General features: G+C 46.8%; 15 protein-coding genes and 1 riboswitch. Of the genes, 5 read left to right on the top strand and 10 right to left on the bottom strand.

Features of this window, described 5'->3' with window-relative positions; translation table 11 throughout:
* Positions 1–14: 14 nt before the first annotated feature.
* From BUR42_RS19380 to BUR42_RS19365, 4 genes are all read right to left on the bottom strand, one after another.
* The gene (locus BUR42_RS19380; protein ID WP_074241127.1) at positions 15–617 is read right to left on the bottom strand and encodes a GyrI-like domain-containing protein; all 603 of its coding nucleotides are present in this window, start codon (positions 615–617) and stop codon (positions 15–17) included.
* Between the two features lie 48 nt (positions 618–665).
* On the bottom strand, positions 666–1,625 hold the full coding sequence (locus BUR42_RS19375) for a helix-turn-helix transcriptional regulator (RefSeq protein WP_074241125.1): 960 nt from the start codon (positions 1,623–1,625) through the stop codon (positions 666–668).
* 280 nt (positions 1,626–1,905) lie between these two features.
* Positions 1,906–2,940, bottom strand: a complete 1,035-nt coding sequence (gene cydB / locus BUR42_RS19370) for a cytochrome d ubiquinol oxidase subunit II (protein WP_074241124.1) — start codon at positions 2,938–2,940, stop codon at positions 1,906–1,908.
* Complete coding sequence (locus tag BUR42_RS19365; protein ID WP_074241122.1) at positions 2,940–4,325, bottom strand: cytochrome ubiquinol oxidase subunit I; 1,386 nt, start codon at positions 4,323–4,325, stop codon at positions 2,940–2,942. Before BUR42_RS19365 ends, cydB begins: the two co-directional genes overlap by 1 nt.
* A 676-nt stretch (positions 4,326–5,001) precedes the next feature.
* Between BUR42_RS19365 and BUR42_RS19360 the strand changes: the two genes are divergently transcribed.
* The gene (locus BUR42_RS19360; RefSeq protein WP_074241120.1) at positions 5,002–7,056 is read left to right on the top strand and encodes an ATP-binding response regulator; all 2,055 of its coding nucleotides are present in this window, start codon (positions 5,002–5,004) and stop codon (positions 7,054–7,056) included.
* On the opposite strand, the gene BUR42_RS19355 is transcribed toward BUR42_RS19360, so the two are convergent.
* Genes BUR42_RS19355 through BUR42_RS29590 form a run of 4 tightly spaced genes read right to left on the bottom strand, consistent with a single transcriptional unit; the run spans position 7,057 to position 9,811 of the window.
* Positions 7,057–7,806: an SOS response-associated peptidase gene (locus BUR42_RS19355; RefSeq protein WP_074241118.1), complete on the bottom strand. Its 750-nt coding sequence runs from the start codon at positions 7,804–7,806 to the stop codon at positions 7,057–7,059. It abuts the gene before it with no gap.
* A 4-nt stretch (positions 7,807–7,810) separates the two neighbouring features.
* Entirely contained in the window at positions 7,811–8,287 is a 477-nt protein-coding gene (locus tag BUR42_RS19350) for a hypothetical protein (protein WP_074241116.1), read from the bottom strand.
* Complete coding sequence (locus BUR42_RS19345) at positions 8,280–9,548, bottom strand: Y-family DNA polymerase (protein WP_074241114.1); 1,269 nt, start codon at positions 9,546–9,548, stop codon at positions 8,280–8,282. Before BUR42_RS19345 ends, BUR42_RS19350 begins: the two co-directional genes overlap by 8 nt.
* Positions 9,549–9,595: 47 nt before the next feature.
* Positions 9,596–9,811, bottom strand: a complete 216-nt coding sequence (locus BUR42_RS29590; RefSeq protein WP_143197521.1) for a hypothetical protein — start codon at positions 9,809–9,811, stop codon at positions 9,596–9,598.
* Positions 9,812–9,923: 112 nt separating this feature from the next.
* On the opposite strand from BUR42_RS29590, the gene BUR42_RS19335 reads away from it, so the two are divergent.
* Genes BUR42_RS19335 through BUR42_RS19325 form a run of 3 tightly spaced genes read left to right on the top strand, consistent with a single transcriptional unit; the run spans position 9,924 to position 14,038 of the window.
* Positions 9,924–12,239, top strand: a complete 2,316-nt coding sequence (locus BUR42_RS19335; RefSeq protein WP_074241110.1) for a carboxypeptidase-like regulatory domain-containing protein — start codon at positions 9,924–9,926, stop codon at positions 12,237–12,239.
* Between the two features lie 9 nt (positions 12,240–12,248).
* The gene (locus BUR42_RS19330; protein WP_074241108.1) at positions 12,249–13,277 is read left to right on the top strand and encodes a sensor histidine kinase; all 1,029 of its coding nucleotides are present in this window, start codon (positions 12,249–12,251) and stop codon (positions 13,275–13,277) included.
* Positions 13,274–14,038: a LytR/AlgR family response regulator transcription factor gene (locus BUR42_RS19325; protein ID WP_074241106.1), complete on the top strand. Its 765-nt coding sequence runs from the start codon at positions 13,274–13,276 to the stop codon at positions 14,036–14,038. The genes BUR42_RS19330 and BUR42_RS19325 overlap by 4 nt, the downstream gene beginning before the upstream one ends.
* 84 nt (positions 14,039–14,122) lie before the next feature.
* Here BUR42_RS19325 and BUR42_RS19320 read toward each other — a convergent pair whose 3' ends face one another.
* Positions 14,123–14,506 (bottom strand): response regulator, encoded by a 384-nt coding sequence (locus tag BUR42_RS19320; protein ID WP_074241105.1) that lies wholly within the window; start codon positions 14,504–14,506, stop codon positions 14,123–14,125.
* A gap of 417 nt (positions 14,507–14,923) precedes the next feature.
* Positions 14,924–15,121: riboswitch (cobalamin riboswitch) on the top strand.
* Between the two features lie 147 nt (positions 15,122–15,268).
* Between BUR42_RS19320 and metE the strand changes: the two genes are divergently transcribed.
* Complete coding sequence (gene metE / locus BUR42_RS19315; protein ID WP_074243098.1) at positions 15,269–17,578, top strand: 5-methyltetrahydropteroyltriglutamate--homocysteine S-methyltransferase; 2,310 nt, start codon at positions 15,269–15,271, stop codon at positions 17,576–17,578.
* 77 nt (positions 17,579–17,655) lie between these two features.
* Here the strand turns inward: metE and BUR42_RS19310 are convergent, their stop codons facing one another.
* Positions 17,656–18,363, bottom strand: a complete 708-nt coding sequence (locus tag BUR42_RS19310; protein ID WP_074241103.1) for an MIP family channel protein — start codon at positions 18,361–18,363, stop codon at positions 17,656–17,658.
* Between the last annotated feature and the right edge of the window lie 53 nt (positions 18,364–18,416).

Below are 18,416 nucleotides of genomic sequence, written 5' to 3'. Positions count from 1 at the left end.
CTTTGATGCCTTAGCTATTTCGACTTCACATCCAACCTTAAAATAGTCCTTAACTTTTCTTTCGGCGTTTTGGAAGGATCTGTAATATACAGCTCATGATGGGTGCCGCTAACTTCCAGGTTATGCAGTTTGATATACGCCAGCATCTTGTGGATCGTAGGCGTTTCTTCATGATAAGAACCGGTATGCAGGATCTGTACTGCCAGTGTTCCGGGAAAATGTTCAAAGCGCAATTCATCCAGGTGGGGTATCTGCTTATTGCCGGCCAGCGCTACTGCCTGTGTAAAATCACTTTTTTTAACAAAAGAGGGAAGCTGTATCCTTAATTTCCACTCCCATTCGCTAACAGGCACTGCATTTACTTCAGCACCACTTTCCGTCCACCAGAAACCTTCCAGTTTGGCTACTTTGAAATCTTTGTCCTGTAGCTTGAAGATCTTTTTGATCGTGTACGCAGTTGTGTACAGCGCTTTTACTTTTGCATTGAACAGCGCGGAATTCGGATCGCCATTTCCTTCAATGGTAATGAAGTCCGCCGCAGCGATCGTCACTATCTCCGGTGTGGCTTTTGCGCTATAATATTGTTTGTGTTCTTTGGCGAGGTCTGTCTTTTGCATATGATGTTAGTTTATGCAAAGGAAAGCCGGGGGAGTGACAACATTATGTCAGCAGTGATGTGCCAATAATTCTTTAATCTTCACCTGCAGGATATCTTTCATGCTGAGCGGTGACATAATGGTAGCGTTATTGCCCATGGCCAGGAGCCAGCGGGCAAAACAGGGAAGGCTGCCATAGAGGAAGGTCATTTCAACATAATCCTTTTCTGTTCTTTCTTCCACAAAACCGTAATAGTATTTCTGTTCTCCAAGGTAGCGTACTACCTCATTGGTGAAACGCACTTTCACTTCCGTGAGCCGTTCTTCATTTTCTTTATGTCCTCTGGCAATGAATTCCTGGAGGCTCATCCGGCTGCTCTTGTTAAAGGTCTGGTCTGTGGTAGAAAGACTTTTAATCCGGTCTGCCCTGAAATCCCGGTAGTCCTGCCTTAAACGGCAGTAGCCAATAAGGTGCCAGCTGCTGTTCATGTGAAAGATCCCGATGGGTTCAATGTCCCGGCGGGAGGAGGTATCATTATAATAAGAGTAATAGTCGAGAGAGAGTACTTTCTGCCGGGCCAGCGCATCCTGGATCTCGCTCAGGAAGCGGTTGGGAAATTCTTCTCCCACGTTGGCAGGGCGGGTTTTGAGTACTGCAATATTGTCGTCCAGGGATTCCAGGAAGTCCTTATCTGTTCCCCGCAGCACCGCCCTGATCTTTTGCATGGCATTGCTGAACTGCTGTTTATTGGAATGGTCGCTGTGTTTTTCCATCAGTTTTTCGCCCGTGAGGAGGGCGGCAGCTTCTGTACGGTTGAACATCACCGGCGGCAGGTGGTAACCTTCCACAATATAATAACCCGTACCGGCCTCGGCACCAACAGGCACGCCCGCTTCCATCAAAGCTTTCACATCCCGGTATACCGTGCGGAGGCTTATTTCAAAGCGGTCAGCTATTTCCTGGGCTTTCACCACTTTTTTACCCTGGAGCTGTATGAGGATGGCAGTTAGCCGGTCGATACGATTCATACACCAAATTTACATTTTCCTGTAGCCGTGAGGAAACCTCTGGAAAACTTTTGGCGTATTAAACCTTGCACTTCCTTATTAGTCAAATAATGTGACGATTTAGAAAAGGGTGTTTCAACGCACATGTTTTTTAAAATAACGTCGTCTAACTATTAAAGACATAACCCCTTAAAGATATTCAACCTCCCGGAAGGGCGGTTTGTAAAGTACTAGTTGCTGTTACAGCATATAGTTAGGTTAAATGGTAAAGCCCTGGCAATTCCTTGCCGGGGTTTCTTTTTTAATAGCTCATCTCATTTAACTTCACTTTTCCCCTGAAGGTCCAGAAAACAAAAATAGTGTAACCCAGCACCAGCGGTGTGCCGATCGCTGCTATCAATAGCATGATCCTCAATGCTTTAGGTGATGAGGCGGCATGATAAATACTGATGCTGTTGGCGGGATCTGTGGTGGAAATAATAATATTGGGGTACAGGCCAATGGCAAAAAGGATCAGGAGCATTGCCGTAATGCAGCTCGAGAAAACAAAAGCGGTAAAATATTTACGATTATCAATATTACGTTTGATGTTCAGTACAGTCAGCACAGCCAGCAAGGGAAGGGCAAACAGCCATGGGTATTCCTTGAACTGGTCCGTCATATGGGGGATATAGATGAGGGTAGACATGGAAGCCAGGATAAAACAGAGGATGAAGAACTTGCTGCAGTTATTCACCATAATGGTGAGTTTGGCGTACAGCCGGTTTTCCGTTTTCATCACCAGGTAAATAGCACCATGGAGCATAAAAAGGGAGAGGGTGGTAAAAGCGATAAGGATGGAATAGGGATTGAAGAAAGAGAGCAGGTTACCCGTGAACTCATGTTTTTCATTGAAGGGCAGGCCATGGATCAGGTTACCAAGGATCAATCCCAGTAATAAAGTGATCAATGTACTGGATACCATATAGCTGATATCCCACATTTTGCGCCACCAGGCCATGGTTTCCTTACTGCGGAATTCAATAGAGATAGCCCTGAAAATGAGGGCTACCAGGAATAACATGAAGGGAACATAAAAGGTGGAAAGGATCGTGCCGTACACTAATGGGAACCCTGCAAAGAGGGCGCCGCCTGAAATAACCAGCCACACCTCATTTCCATCCCATACAGGCCCAATGGCATTGAGTGCAATACGCCTGCTTTCCTCTTTATTAAAGAACAGGTGCAGGCTGCCTGCCCCAAGATCAAATCCATCCAGTACGCCATAACCTGTAATGAGCCCTCCGATCACCAGGAACCAGAGTGTGGGTAAGTCTATGCCGAGAATTGTTTCCATTATGCCTGCAGTTGTTTAATGTTACGTTTAGAGAATTCATCGCTGTCGTCCTCTTCATTCGGCGTCATTTCCGGGCCATGTACAATCTTTTTATTCAGGAGGTAGAGGAAAAGCACTAACAGTAAAGTGTATACGAGACTGAATAATACCAGCGAGAAAACCACCTGTTCTGCTTTCACTTCTTTGGATAAGGCATCGGAAGTACGCAGCAGGCCATACACTACCCAGGGCTGCCTGCCCACTTCTGCAGCATACCATCCTGCCTGGTTGGCGATCTGGGGCAACAGCACAGCCCATATAAAAATGGTCATGAGCCATTTCTGGGAAAACAATTTCTTTTTCCAGAGCAGGAAACAGGCTGTGAGCGTAAGCGCTATCAGAAACATGCCAATGCTGATCATGATATGATAGGTCTGGAAAACGAAGTTCACGGCAGAAGGGCGTTCTGTTCCAGGGAAAGCATTCAGTCCTGTAACCGGTGCATTAAAGCTGCCATGAGTGAGGAAAGAAAGCCCTCCGGGAATTTTAATACCCGTTGTTTTTCCTGATTTGGCATCTACCCAGCCAACAATGTACATCGCTGCCACGGCGGAACTATCGTAATGTCCTTCCATAGCCGCCAGCTTTGCCGGCTGGTATTCACTTACATAATGTGCAGAACGGTGGCCGGTGAAAAGTTGCGCCAATGCAGCAACCGTTGCTACACAAAGGCCTACTTTGAACATGGCTTTTGCGGGTTCCACAAAACGTTTTTTCACGATATACCAGGCCGCCACACTCATCACTAAAAAAGAGCCGGCCAGGAAAGAGCCAATGATCACATGAGAGAAACGGTCTACAGAAGAGGGGTTGAACACCATTTCCCAGAAATCCGTAATGATGGCGCGGGCTTCCAGTCCTTCCCCTTCAATGATATAACCTGTTGGTGTTTGCTGCCAGGAGTTGGCGATCACGATCCACAGGGCAGAAAAGATAGAACCCATGGCTACCATGATGGTGGAGAAAAAGTGAACGCCTTTGCTCACCCTGTTCCATCCAAATAAAAGGATCCCCAGGAAACCGGATTCCAGCGCAAAAGCAAAAATGCCTTCTGCTGCGAGGGCGCTGCCAAAGATATCTCCCACATAGCGGGAATAAACAGCCCAGTTGGTACCAAACTCAAATTCCATCACAATACCTGTAGCCACACCAATACCAAAGATGAGGGCAAATATTTTGATCCAGAAGCGGGTGATATCCTCATACATTTTAATGCCTGTGCGGAGATACATCCCTTCCATGATCACCAGGCAGAGACCGAGACCTATGCTGAGCGGGGGATATATATAATGAAAGGCGATGGTGAAAGCAAATTGGATGCGGGAAAGGATTTCAACTGAGGGCATAATCCGGTTTTTGATGTTGGTCCTGCAAAAGTAATATGGTAACAGCGAGCGGATGGTGACTAACATCAGGCATCCCGCCTGACGTTAGTCAAGTTAATAAAACAACGGGAGGAAAGAAAGGTTATTTATATATAAACAGATGGGTTTTAACCCATCATGGTTGTTTCCGTATAGCACCTTCGTGTAATAACAAGCTTTTAACACGCCCCGGCTGGGCTGATTTTTATATTTGAGCCGTCATCGCAGCAGTACCAATAGCAGAACTGGCTGCCATGAGTTAAATTGGAGCGTATTTAACAGGTCTGGGGTTCCCCCCGGGCCTGTTCATTTTTTGAACAGGCTAAGATCTATTATTAACTAATGGTTAACAATTCTTACCATTTTGTGTTATTAAATTGGGGTTAGAACACAGCATAACCAAGATCGAAAAATATTTATTACCAGATAGTTTAATAAGTTAAATTGGAGAGTAAACTTTACCCTGGCCCGATCTTTATCGGGCCAAATCTTTTAAAGCGCGGATTTGTTAATCGATAGTTGCCCCGCCCTTGTATTGTGCAGAAGAAATTATACTAATTTATTGATAACCATAATATTGATAAAACTACCAGTCTCATTTGTTTTGTTGATGGCATGTGAAAATGCTTTACATTTGATACAGGTATTTGTTTGAAAAATGATCTATCACCAGTTCAATATCATTAAGAAAACAGGCCTTACCTCTGCCGTGAAAGACGATGATGCCCGCAAGGTCATGATCGTAAATTCATTCAGCTTCCTTACCGCCCTGTTGTGCACTTTCTGCGGTGTATCGCTCTCCCTTATTTCAGGCCAGTGGATCATTCTTTATACCGCCATGGCATTTGTTGCCGGCTTCCTCAGCATACTTCTGCTCAATCGTAAACATCATTACGCCATGGCCAAGTTCGGGCTGTTGTTCGTTTATTGCTGCGTGATGCTGTATTATGGCACAACTTTCGGCGAAAGCACACAGGTGCATTTCCTGGGGCTTTTTCTCATAGGTGTTCCATTATTGATCTGCTCTCCCAAAGAACGGGGGCTCAAATGTGCCTGTATGGCCATGCCCCTTACCGGCCTCATATTACTGGAAGCTAATTATTACTACCAGGTAGTTCAACCGATGGAACTAACCCGCAGCATGACCTTTGCTTTCCGCTGGCTGATCATGGCCGTAGTAGTGGTATTGAATGGTATGGTGATCAGTTTTTACCAGGTGAATATTGCCAGCCTTGTTAAAACCCTGGGAATCCGTAACAGATCATTGAGAAAAAGGCATGAAGAGATAGCCGGTAAAGAAGCAGAACTCAAACTTGCTTATAAAGAACTGGAAAGTTATAATGAGAAGCTGGAAAGAGAAGTTGAGAACCGTACCGCACAACTGAACGCGAACTACAAAGTGCAGGGGGAGATCCTGAAAGACCTGCAGCATACCCTCGCGCAGATGAAGCGGAAAGACCTGCAACTGGAAGAATATGTGGCGGAACTGGAAACACTCAGGGCTAACCTTACTACTGCCAGGGATGAAGCGGAAAATGCCAATGCCGCCAAATCTGCTTTCCTGCGGGAGATCAGCCATGAGATCCGCAATCCTTTGAATGCCATTATTGGTATCAGTTATCTTTTGTTGAACGATAAAAGCAATAAAGGCAAAGTGCCGCGCGACATTGTAAGCTACATCGAGAATATCTATACCAGCAGCCACAGCCTGCTGGAGATCATCAATAATGTACTGGAACTGGCTAAGATAGAAGCAGGCAAAACAGATGATATCCGCCAGGAATCATTTGCCCTGCGGGATTGGCTGCGCAGCGTGGTAACTATTTACCAGAATGCGGCAAGGTTGAAAGATGTGGGGCTGCAGTTGCAGATCGATAATGGGTTACCTTCTCATATCCTGGGAGACCGTGTGCATCTTTCGCAGATCCTGAATAACCTGCTGGCAAATGCCATCAAGTTCACGCCTGCGAATAAGAAAGTAACACTCTACTGTTTTAAAAAGAATGCATTGCAATGGTGCATCAGGGTAGCGGATGAAGGAGTAGGTATTGCCAAAGAAAAACAAGGTTTGATCTTTCAGCCTTTTGAGCAGGCAGATAAAACTATTTATCACAAGTTTGGAGGAACCGGCCTGGGGCTCGCTATTTCCAAACGTATTGCAGAACTGATGGGTGGAGAAATAGAAGTATGGAGCCAGCCGGGTGAAGGTACTGCCTTTACCGTAACGCTGCCGTTGAAGATTGAAAAGAACCAGCAGCTGCAGGAGATCGTTCCCGGCAAGAAGCAATTCTCTGTACTGCCTTCCAGCAAACGGATCCTGCTGATGGAAGATAATCAGACCAACCAGATGATCATGGAACGTTTCTTCTCTAACATCGGCATCCAGATCATGATTGCAGATAACGGGCAGGATGGCGTAGCAATGACCCGTGCGCATATGCCGGACCTGATCATCATGGATATGCATATGCCAAAACTTACCGGCCGTGAAGCATTGAAAATTATCCGCGAAGATCCCGCACTGCGCCATATTCCCGTGATCGCTATTTCTGCGGATGCTTTCCGCGAACAACAGGAAGCAGCTTTGGAAGCTGGCGTAAACGAATACCTGATCAAACCCGTTGAGTTCGATCGCCTATATGAAGTGGTAGATAAATATTTAGATGCGCCCTGTTTTGTTACAGCGGAAAGGATGGTTGCAAAAGTGAGTTAATCACAACGCCGGCAACCCTTCATATTCCACCCTTTCAATAACCCCTTCATCATCCGGTTTTGCTTTTCTTACAGAATTCACCGGCCAGTATTCAAGGTCATCTGAAGGTAATGTGTATTGCAGGATCTTCTGTATATCCGTATCCGTGAGATGGGGGTTCAGCCATTCCCTTTCCAGTTCTATGGGAAGGATAAGCGGCATCCGCCCTGCATTATCTCCCCCGTTGTGAATACGCTTCATAATATCATTCGCATCACGGGTGAGTACGGTAAAGGTGCCCGGCAGTTCTCCTGTTTCAGGATTTGGAATATGTGAGTAAGCATAAAGCCCTGCAATGAAGAACATGCTGCGGTCTTTTACCCTGATATAATAAGGTACTTTATTTTTCCAACCGGGTATTTCCCGGTGTTCAAAGAAACCGGTGGCAGGAATAAGGCAACGGTTCTTACGGATACGGCTCCAGTAGGCTTTTGTATCCAGCACTTTTTCAGAGCGTGCATTCACCATCCACTTGCGCCCTTTCTTTACTTCTTCCGGTGTTTTCATATAACCGGGAATAACCCCCCATTCAAATTTCAGGAGTTTCAACTGCCCTTTGTCTGCTACCACCACAGGCCACTTTGGATAAGCCTGTGCCACTTTGTGAAAAGTAGGCTCAAAATACATATCCAGTTGCCCCAGGTCTTTCAGCTCGGGGAGATAATCATATACTGATTCAATACTGGCAGAAAAAGAGAGATCGTAACACATTGGGCTATAATTTTTCTATATCAGATAAGGGTACTTTAATTTCTTCCTGATTCAGCTTCAAGGTAATAAAAAGTTCTCCAAACTGAATGAAGAGAGAGGCCTGCACTTCATCCTTCCGTTCCGGTTTCCAGCCAGCTTCGGAAGTGATGTATCGTTTGATCTTTGCAGCGAGTTCATAAGAGGGCTGCCATGTTCTTTCTTTCAGCAGTGCTACATAAACCAGGTAACCGGAAGGCTGCGCCGCTGCACGGTAAAGCCTTTCATGCTCTTCTAAAATGTAGAGGTACCTGCGGGGATCTTCGGCTATCGCTTCATAATGCGCCAGGGCTGCTGTTTTAGAAAGGTAGGGAGAAAGCAGAAGCACTTCTTTCATGCGCGGATCATTTCCACGTGCATAGGTTTGCCGCACAAAATAAGCGTGCCCCGCGGAGATGAGTCCATCGAGTACAATCTTATCTAACAGTGCGAGCGGATTATACATGACCTACTTTAGCTTTTAATATTTCAGGAACGCGGGTAGTGAAACAGGCAGATAATTTCTCCTGCCGCAGTTTCCACTTCGTGCCATTTCCCTGGATGGCAAACCGTACCAATTGTTTATTGGAAAAGTGCTGGTTGATATTATCCAGCGCTTTCATTAATCGCGCATCTCTTTCAAGATCAGCTTCAGAAAAGAGGTTCTGCTGCACCTGGTCCTCCGGCACAAGGTCCTGTGCCAGCACTCCTACTTTTTTGAAATTGAAACCGGGTTTGAAGATCCTGTCCAGCCCCAGCATGGCATAATGGATCAGTTCTTTTGTACTATTGGTAGCGGTGGGCAATTGTACATTGATGGAACGGTAATATTGTTTGTCCTGCGTACGGAAATTATTGGTGTGCAGGAAGATGGTGATCAGTTTTGCACAGCTTTTCTGGCGGCGTAATCTTTCTCCGCAGATAGCCATGTAGCTGGCCAGCGCTTCCCTGATATCGTTCTTGTCCGTTAATAGTTTCCCGAAAGAGCGCGATACGCCCATGCCTTTCTTAGGGGGCGGTTCTTCCTGCAGTTCAATAGAAGGGATACCCCGTAATTCATGTAACATCCGCAAACCTACAACAGACATTTCTTTGCGTACCCAATCATCGGATGCACGGGAAAAATCCAACGCTGTATGCATGTTATGTTTATGCAGTAATGCAGCGTATTGCGCACCAACTCCCCAGATATCTTCTACCGGCGTGGCTGCCAGTGCAGCGATGGTTTTTTCAGGAGAATCCAGCACATGCACACCAATATCACGAAAATGTTTTTTGGTGAAACGGTTGGCCAGTTTTGCCAGTGTTTTGCTGGGGGCCACCCCAACAGAAACAGGAATGCCCACCTCTTGCTCAATGGTTCTTTTGATATCTGCTGCAAGCCCAAACAGGTCTTTCATGCCTGAAAAATCCAGGAAGGCCTCATCGATACTGTATATTTCCATGTTGGGGGAATAACGGGAAAGTGTGCTCATCACCCGGTTAGAAACACTGCCGTAAAGCGTATAATTAGAAGAATAAACAGCTACATTGTTTTTCTCCAGCATATCCTCAATAGCAAAAGCAGCTTCTCCCATTTTGATGCCCAGGGCTTTGGCTTCTTCAGACCGTGCCACTACGCATCCATCATTATTACTCAATACAACCACGGGCCTTGTTTTGATCCTGGGGTTAAAGAGCCGCTCACAGCTCGCATAGAAGTTGTTACAATCTACAATGGCGATCATTTGTCTTTTGCTAAGTTCTTTAGCAAAACTACCGAATATTTTTGGGACTATGCAAAATGTTTTGTGATGGCTTCCGCCAGTGCAGAAATAATGCGGGCATCCACAGGATCTCCGCTGGTAAGGGCCCGCAGGTTATCTTCTTCATCCAGCTCAAAAATGATCTGGCTGTTTTCCGTAGTGACGTGAAAGGAAATGGAATACCCTTTGGCATAAGGAGTAACAAGATAAGACTGTTCATTGATGGTAACGGAGAATGGCTCCATACGGCGGCGGTTTAAGTATAAAGATACCATTCATTCCCATTTTACGACGGTTGGCGCCAAATCACTTTTCTGCAGGCAGGCTATCCCTTCATCTTTGCAGGAAAAATACCCCATGAAGTTATTTATCTCTTTACTATGTACAATGCTGGCCTTTTCATCCATGGCACAGCAATTACCCCGGCAAACCATCAAAGGCCTGGTTACAGACAGGAATACGCATCAACCGCTGCCGGGTGTAACAGTAGCCATTACAACTACATCCGCCGGTACGGCCACTGATGAAAAAGGGGCATTCAGAATCCCGGGTATTCCCGTTGGCCGGCACAACATCAAAGTAACCCTGATGGGATATGAAGCGGCGATCCTGAATAATGTGGAAGTAAATGCCGGTAAGGAAACCGTACTGGAAATTGCATTGACAGAAACAGTGCTGCACCTATCGGATGTAACCATCACAGGGCGGAACAAACAACAGGCCATCAACCCACTGGCACAGATCAGTGCCCGCCAGTTAAGTATGGAAGAAGGCATGCGTTATGCCGGCACACGAAATGATCCTGCAAGGATGGCACAGAATTTTGCAGGGGTGAGTGGAAGTAATGATGCCAGTAACGACATCATTGTACGGGGTAATTCCTCTGCCGGCGTATTATGGAGGATGGAAGGTGTGGATATTCCCAATCCCAATCACTTTTCCACCCTCGGTGCTACCAGTGGGCCTGTAACCATACTCAATACGAACACGCTGCGTAATTCAGATTTCCTCACAGGTGCATTTCCTGCACCTTATGGCAATGCACTGGCAGGCGCTTTTGATCTGCGGCTGCGAAATGGCAACAGTGATAAATATGAATTCCTGGCGCAGATCGGCTTCAACGGTTTTGAAGCAGCGGCGGAAGGGCCTATCGGCAAACCCGGTAAGGCATCCTTCCTGCTGGATTATCGTTATTCTCTACTGGCAGCAGTGCAGGCTCTGGGTGTGAAATTCGGAACGGGTAGCACAGTACCTTATTACCAGGACCTCAACATGAAAATTCACCTGCCCACAAAGAATGCCGGCACCTTTAACATCTTTGCACTGGGAGGATTGAGCAAGATCCATTTTAATTCCGGCGATGATACCACCGGCCTGTACGGAGATGGAGAACGGGATGCTCATTACCGTTCCAATACAGGTGTGCTGGGTATTACACACAGTTATAATTTCTCTGCCAATACTTTTGGCCGTGCTTATGCCGCAGTGTCTTTAGCGCAGAACACGGCAGACGAATTTTTGGTGGAGAATGAAGTGATCACAGAGCCTGCGGTAGTACTGGATTATAAACTAACGAGAGGAAGTGTGGGGTATCAGCTGGACCATCGCTTTTCTGCACGCAATCAACTGAGCGGAGGGGTATCCGGGGAGTTGATGAACCTCAGGCTGCACCAGCAGCTGATCAAAGATGGAGACTCTGTACTGCGCACCTATGTGAACACCAATCGTTCCACCGGTTTTGTAAAAGGATGGCTGAACTGGCAGCATCGTTTCAGCAATACTTTAATAGCTAATGCAGGCGTATATGCGCAATATTTTCTATTGAATAATTCTTTTAGTATTGAACCCAGGTTCAACCTGAAATACCAGGCATTTAGCCTTGGATTAGGCCTGCACAGCCAGTTACAGCCTATGGAAATTTACTTCTATGAAACCAATGGACAGCTTTCCAATAAAGGCCTGGGTACTACGCGGAGTTTGCACCTGGTGCTGGGATATAATAAGGACCTGGGCGGGAAGTTACGTTTCAAAACAGAAGTATATTACCAGCATTTGTTTGATGCACCGGTTGAGAGGATGCCTTCCACATTCAGCTTATTGAATAATGGCGCACTGTATGGTTTTGCGAATAAAGAGCATCTGATCAATGATGGTATTGGCCGTAACTATGGTGCAGAGCTGACGCTGGAGAAATTCCTGCAGAAAGGTTTTTATTTCCTCTTTACCCAAAGCGTATTCAGTTCCAGATACCAGGGCAGTGATAAGGTATGGCGCAATACGGCTTTCAACACACAGTACGTAAGTAATTTCCTGGTAGGGAAGGAATGGACGATTAAGCCAGGATTCAATATTGGTGCGGATAGTAAGCTCTCTTATTCCGGAGGTCAATGGTATACGCCATTTGATGTACCGGCAACCATCGCGAAGGGATATGCCATTTACCAGGAAGATAAAGCCTTCTCTGAGCGGAACAGGAATTATTTCCGCTGGGACCTGAAGTGCTCTTTCACCTGGGAATCGGGCAGTACCACCCATAAATTTTATATAGATTTACAGAACCTTACAGGAAGGAAGAACATCTTCACCCGTCGTATTAAACCAGCCAGTGGTACTATCACGGAAGTGAACCAGATGGGCTTTTTCCCGAATGTTAACTACCAGTTTATTTTTTAATACACAACTATGCCGAAATACCAGGATGTGCTGGGCTTTAATGACAGATGGCTGCTGATACTGGGCATTCCCCTCCTTGGATTCCTGACCCCCATTATATACCTGGGGATCAGGCTTCACCGGCCGCCTTATTATACCTGGCCTATTTTTTTTATATCCACTGCTATCACATTGGTATTCTGGATGGGGAACAGGACCATCCTTATCCTGCTGCGCAGGAAGTATCCTTTGTTTGAGCAATCCCGGAAACGTATCACCATCACAGGTTTGGTGATGCTGCTGTTCACATTGGTAGCAGCTAATTGTAATGGCATCACACCGCCTTTCTGGGAAACAAACGGATACGCCGGTGCTCCTGACCTGCATGTATTGGGAGTGATGAACACGATTGCGGTAGCAAGTATTTATGAGGTGATCTATTATATGCAACAATTACGCTTATCTGTAAATCAGCAGGAAGTATTGAAGAACGAAAGCCTCATGGCGCAGATCAAAGCATTGAAGAGCCAGGTGGACCCTCACTTCCTGTTTAACAATCTCAACACCCTCAGTACCATTGTACACGAAGATCCCAAACAGGCAGAGAAGTTTATCCAGCAACTGGCAAGGCTGTACCGCTATATACTGGAAATGCCGGAAACCACGCTGATCACACTGAAAGAAGAACTGGATTTACTGGAGGCTTACGTTTATCTTTCGCAGACGCGTTTTGGTGAAAGCCTGAAAGTAATGGTGAACATCCCTGCATCCTATCATCAGAAAAAGATCATTCCTTTTGCTTTGCAGATCCTGGTGGAGAATGCCATCAAACACAATATTGTTTCCATCACCAAACCTTTATCTGTGGTAATAGATGTGGCGGAGAACAAACTGATCATCTCCAATAACCTGCAAAAGAAACAGTCGCTCATTCCTTCCACCGGAAAGGGTTTGAAGAATATAGATGAACGCATCCGCCTCTTGCAGGACCAGGAGTTGAAGTACATTACCACCATGGATTATTTTATTGTAACCTTGCCTTTATTTGCTGAATCATGATCAAAGCGGTCATCATAGAAGACGAAGCCCCTGCGGCAAAAAAGCTCCGTTCCCTGCTGGAAAAACTGGCGGCGGATATTACGGTACTCGCAGTGCTGGATAGCATCGAAGAAAGCGTAAAGTGGTTTGAGGCATTCCCGCAGCCGGACCTGGTATTCATGGATATGCAATTGGCCGATGGGCTGAGCGTGGAAATATTCCGGCAAACAAAAGTTACTGCTCCCGTGATCTTTACCACGGCATATGATCAATACATGTTAACGGCCTTCCGCAATAACGGGATCGAATATCTCCTGAAACCATTGGATGAACAGGAGCTGCAGCAGGCCATTGAAAAGTTCCGGCAGTTCTTCAGAACGCCTGTGAATGATGGCTGGGAACAAAAGATAGGCGCCTTGCTGCAACAGTTGCAGGCACCCACGCATAAAGAACGTTTTTTAGTGAAGAACGGCCAGCAGTTCTATTATGTGAATACAGCGGAAATGGCCTGCATGTATGCAGACGGTAAACTGGTGTATGCGCTGGACTTCTATGGCAAGCGGCATTTACTGGAAGGGAACCTCTCTGCTTTAGAGCAGCAATTGCCTCCGAAAGATTTTTACCGGGTGAGCCGCCACCTGGTGGTACATGTAAAAAGTGTACGGCGCATTCATCCCTGGTTCAGCGGAAGATTGAAACTGGAACTGGAACCTGTGCCTGCTGTAGACCTGGAAGTGAGCAGGGACCGGGTATCCGGGTTCAAGGAATGGCTGGGTAAATAAGAGGTCCATTTATCCCGGGAAATAACCGGTGTCATTACCCGGGGAATGGACGAATGAGTTACAAACGTTAGATTAAAAGGCCGGCTAGTTTTGCAAACGCCTCACATTCAGAAGACGGTTTACTTTTCTTGCCAATTCCTGTGGCACGAAAGGTTTGGTGATGAACTCATCTGCTTCCAGCCCAAACCAGTCTGAAATAGCAGTTTCCATGAAGGCGCCGAGAATGATCACCATAATAGGAAAGGGCCGTGCTTCCTGGCTCCTGCGGATCTGGTCCGCCATTTCCCTCAGGTCTTCGAATGGTAGCTTGAGATCGATCAATACAAGATCATAATCATTCAAAACAAGATTAAGAATAGCTTCTTTGCCATTTAATGCCAGCTCTGTGTCGAATCCTTCTCTCTTCAGTATCAGCTCCAGTACACGGATCATCAGCAGGTCATCTTCAATCACCAGTATCTTTTTCATATGCGATACACATAGTTAACGAGGCGGCATAAGACATACGATGCCCTGCTGCTGTGTAGCCAGCGGCGCAATCCATGCTGCTTCCAATGAAAGTTTTTGTTTTTTTCTCTACGATGTAAGCGTGTATACGGGTCCGTTGTTTTTTTGCTCGCGGTTCAACGGCAATATATAGGTATACAGTTACTCTACTGTGGCGTGGGCCTTAGGTTTCCAGCTTAGTTATGGTTAAAACTACTCGGCAAAATGCATTTAGCTGCAATCATATTTACTAATACTGTGCCAAAAATTATTGCATTCCAGTATGTTAACGCCCATTAACGGGAATCAATTTAAAAGGCGCTCATTTAACTGCCGCTTAACAAAGTGTAGGAAAATATTCTGCACCTTCCTATATTTGCTCCTGAGTTCTTTACTTATTCTTTCTTTCCACAGCGTGGTAGGCGATGAAAGTCGCCTTTAATTTGGAACCGTGTGCAAATCACGGGCTGTCGCGCAACTGTAAGTAACGCTACCTGTTACTGCCAATCATGTTCATTGCTCTAACCTGAATAGACGAGTGAGAAGAACGGCAGTAATGTTACAAGCCAGGATACTTGCCGTGCTGTGTAAGACAAATGCTTTCGCGAATTGAAGCAGTAGTCGGGAACGGAAGGGCATGCCCTGACGTGTCTTTTCATTTCTAACCTCTCTCACAAGTCCTGAAAGCATACCAGAAACCGTAAGGGACATTAATTCACATTAATGTTTTAAAAGTTTATGCGTATGCTCAAACACAATCTTGGCTACCCTCGTATGGGTGCACAACGCCAGCTCAAAAAAGCCTGTGAACAGTACTGGCAGGGCCGCATTAGCCGCCCGGAGCTATTTTCAACAGCCAAACGCCTGCAGGAAGAACACTGGGCTATCCAGCAGCAGGCCGGGATGGACCTGATCCCTTGTAACGACTTCAGTTTTTATGACCAGGTATTGGATATGACCCTGCTCCTGGGGGCCATACCGGACCGCTATGCGCCTGTGGTAACAGAAGTGGCAGAGAATGCCGAGATAGACCTGTATTTTGCCATGGCACGCGGTTACCAGAAGGATGGGTTGGACATCACGGCCATGGAAATGACCAAGTGGTTCGATACCAATTACCATTACATTGTTCCGGAGTTCACCGAAAAACAGGAATTCCGCCTTTTCTCCGGCAAAGTATTCAGCGCATTTGATGGTGCCCGCCACTATACAGGCCATACACCGAAGCCTGTATTGATCGGCCCCGTTTCTTACCTCCTGCTTGGAAAGGAGAAGGGAAGCGGTTTTCACAGGATCAGCCTGCTGAACAGGTTGCTGCCCGTATACATCAGCGTGCTGCAAAAGCTACAGGCACAGGGTGCTGAGTGGATACAGCTGGATGAACCTTTCCTGGCCATGGACCTTACGGAAGCGGAAACAAATGCATTCAAACAGGCTTACCAGGAGATCGCCAAACAGTGCAAGGGGCTCAAGATCATGGTGGCCACTTACTTTGAAGGCCTGAAAGAAAACACCTCCCTGGCAGCTAATCTGCCGGTTTGTTGTTTGCATATAGACCTTACCCGCGCACCACATCAGCTGGATGCAGTACTCGCTGCCCTGCCGGCTAAAACCTCTTTATCATTGGGCGTGGTAGATGGCCGGAACATCTGGAAAAATGATTACGCCGCATCACTGGGCTTCCTGGAAAAAGCGGTAGCTGTTTTGGGAGAGGAACGGGTGATGATAGCCCCGGGTTGTTCTTTACTGCATACCCCGGCAGACCTTGATTTTGAAACAGACCTGGATCCGGAGATGAAGTCATGGATGGCATTTGCACGCCAGAAGTTACAGGAGGTGTATGAATTGCATGCGATCTTAAAGGGCAACGATGCTTTGTTACAGGTTAACCAGGCCGCTATAAGGTCGCGCAGTGAGTCTCCGCGGATCCATAAACCCGAAGTTAAGCAACGTACCGCTGCGATCACCAATGCAGACGCTAGCAGGCAAAGTGCCTTCCCCCAAAGACAGCAGGTACAGGAAGAAAGGTTCCACCTTCCTTTATTCCCTACCACTACCATTGGTTCTTTCCCGCAAACAGACGATATCCGCCAGTTGCGTGCACAATTGCGCAAAGGCGATATCACACAGCAGCAGTATGATACTGCCATTGAAGCGGCAACCCTTACGGCTATACGCTGGCAGGAGGAAATAGGGCTGGATGTGCTGGTGCATGGAGAGTTTGAGCGGAACGACATGGTGGAATATTTTGGCGAAATGCTGGATGGTTTCACTTTCACCCGTAATGGATGGGTACAGAGTTACGGCAGCCGTTGTGTGAAACCTCCCGTGATCTATGGGGATGTAAGCAGGCCAAAGGATATGACCGTAAGATGGACGAAATACGCGCAGGCGCAAACACATCTTCCCATGAAGGCCATGCTCACCGGGCCGGTTACAATCCTGCAATGGTCTTTTGTGCGGGACGATCAACCCCGTTCTGCCACCACCAACCAGATTGCATTAGCCATCCGGGAAGAAGTACAGGCTTTGGAGAAAGCCGGTATTGGCATCATACAGATCGATGAACCGGCTATCCGGGAAGGATTGCCTTTAAGGAAAGACGACCGTGGGCAATACCTGCATTGGGCTGTGAAAGCCTTCAGGGTAGCATCCTGCGGAGTGAAGGACGATACACAGATCCATACGCATATGTGTTACAGCGAGTTCAATGATATCATTGAACACATTGCGGCGATGGATGCAGATGTGATCACCATAGAAACCTCCCGTTCCCAAATGGAACTGCTGGAAGCCTTTGCAGGGTTCCATTATCCAAATGAGATCGGGCCGGGTGTTTATGATATTCACTCACCACGGGTACCGGGAGTGGAAGAAATGGTGAGCCTGTTGCAGAAAGCGGCAGTATTGCTGCCCGTGCGGAACCTTTGGGTAAACCCGGATTGCGGACTGAAAACACGCAAATGGCCGGAAACCAAAGCTGCATTGGAGAATATGGTGGCTGCGGCTAAAGAGGCCAGGAGCCTTTTACAAGAGAAACAACCATCCTTATAAAAACCAAAAAGCCTCCCCGTGTGGGGAGGCTTTTTCATTTATTTCTTTTCCAGTGTGGGCGGTTTTTTCTTTTGCAGCTATTTCTTCTCCAGTACCCGCCAAACAATCGCCGCTGCAATTCCTCCAACAACCGGGGCAACAATAAACAGCCAGAGTTGCTCCAGCGCTTTCCCCCCTGCAAAAACAGCCGGGCCGAAGCTCCGGGCAGGGTTTACAGAAGTTCCCGTGATAGGAATAGCTACCAGGTGGATCAGCACAAGGGTAAAGCCAATTGCCAGCCCGGCCATGGTACCATTCCCCCATTTAGAGGTAGTACCAAAGATTACAAAGAGGAACAGGAAAGTGAGCACCGCTTCAGCCAGGAAAGCGGAAGCAATGTTATATTCCGCCAGGTAACCGGGCCCCCAGCCATTGGAACCTAAAGCCCATTCCCCCGGTGTCCATCCGGGTAATCCTTTCTGGATGCAATACAGCACACCTGCAGCAATAGTAGCACCAATGAATTGTGAGACGATATAACCCAAAGCCTCTCCCGCTTTGATCTTACCTGCAGTAAGCATGGCAATGGTAATAGCAGGGTTGATGTGGCAACCGGAGATGCCGCCTATGGCATAAGCCATCACCACAACGGAAACACCAAAGGCGATCGCAATACCCAGTAAACCAATCCCTGCCGGGCCGGTAGTGGAAATACCTGATACCACGGCAGCGCCGCAGCCAAATAATACGAGGGAAAACGTACCTACCATTTCGGCAAAATACTTTGTGGATGATCTTATTTCCATAAAAGGGTTTGTTTTAGTTCTTCAATCTACAATTTAATCAACAGTATTGTTCA

Source organism: Chitinophaga niabensis, from assembly GCF_900129465.1.
Classification (GTDB): Bacteria; Bacteroidota; Bacteroidia; order Chitinophagales; family Chitinophagaceae; genus Chitinophaga; species Chitinophaga niabensis.
The sequence above is the reverse complement of the archived record's forward strand: the minus strand, read 5'-3'. Positions and strand labels throughout refer to the sequence as shown.

Coding starts and splice junctions, on each gene's coding strand:
- BUR42_RS29590 (WP_143197521.1), bottom strand. CDS start 9,811: ATGGAGCCATTCTCCGTTACCATCAATGAACAGTCTTATCTTGTTACT.
- BUR42_RS19310 (WP_074241103.1), bottom strand. CDS start 18,363: ATGGAAATAAGATCATCCACAAAGTATTTTGCCGAAATGGTAGGTACG.
- BUR42_RS19330 (WP_074241108.1), top strand. CDS start 12,249: ATGCCGAAATACCAGGATGTGCTGGGCTTTAATGACAGATGGCTGCTG.
- cydB (WP_074241124.1), bottom strand. CDS start 2,940: ATGGAAACAATTCTCGGCATAGACTTACCCACACTCTGGTTCCTGGTG.
- BUR42_RS19345 (WP_074241114.1), bottom strand. CDS start 9,548: ATGATCGCCATTGTAGATTGTAACAACTTCTATGCGAGCTGTGAGCGG.
- BUR42_RS19335 (WP_074241110.1), top strand. CDS start 9,924: ATGAAGTTATTTATCTCTTTACTATGTACAATGCTGGCCTTTTCATCC.
- BUR42_RS19375 (WP_074241125.1), bottom strand. CDS start 1,625: ATGAATCGTATCGACCGGCTAACTGCCATCCTCATACAGCTCCAGGGT.
- BUR42_RS19380 (WP_074241127.1), bottom strand. CDS start 617: ATGCAAAAGACAGACCTCGCCAAAGAACACAAACAATATTATAGCGCA.
- BUR42_RS19320 (WP_074241105.1), bottom strand. CDS start 14,506: ATGAAAAAGATACTGGTGATTGAAGATGACCTGCTGATGATCCGTGTA.
- BUR42_RS19365 (WP_074241122.1), bottom strand. CDS start 4,325: ATGCCCTCAGTTGAAATCCTTTCCCGCATCCAATTTGCTTTCACCATC.
- metE (WP_074243098.1), top strand. CDS start 15,269: ATGCTCAAACACAATCTTGGCTACCCTCGTATGGGTGCACAACGCCAG.
- BUR42_RS19350 (WP_074241116.1), bottom strand. CDS start 8,287: ATGTATAATCCGCTCGCACTGTTAGATAAGATTGTACTCGATGGACTC.
- BUR42_RS19355 (WP_074241118.1), bottom strand. CDS start 7,806: ATGTGTTACGATCTCTCTTTTTCTGCCAGTATTGAATCAGTATATGAT.
- BUR42_RS19360 (WP_074241120.1), top strand. CDS start 5,002: ATGATCTATCACCAGTTCAATATCATTAAGAAAACAGGCCTTACCTCT.
- BUR42_RS19325 (WP_074241106.1), top strand. CDS start 13,274: ATGATCAAAGCGGTCATCATAGAAGACGAAGCCCCTGCGGCAAAAAAG.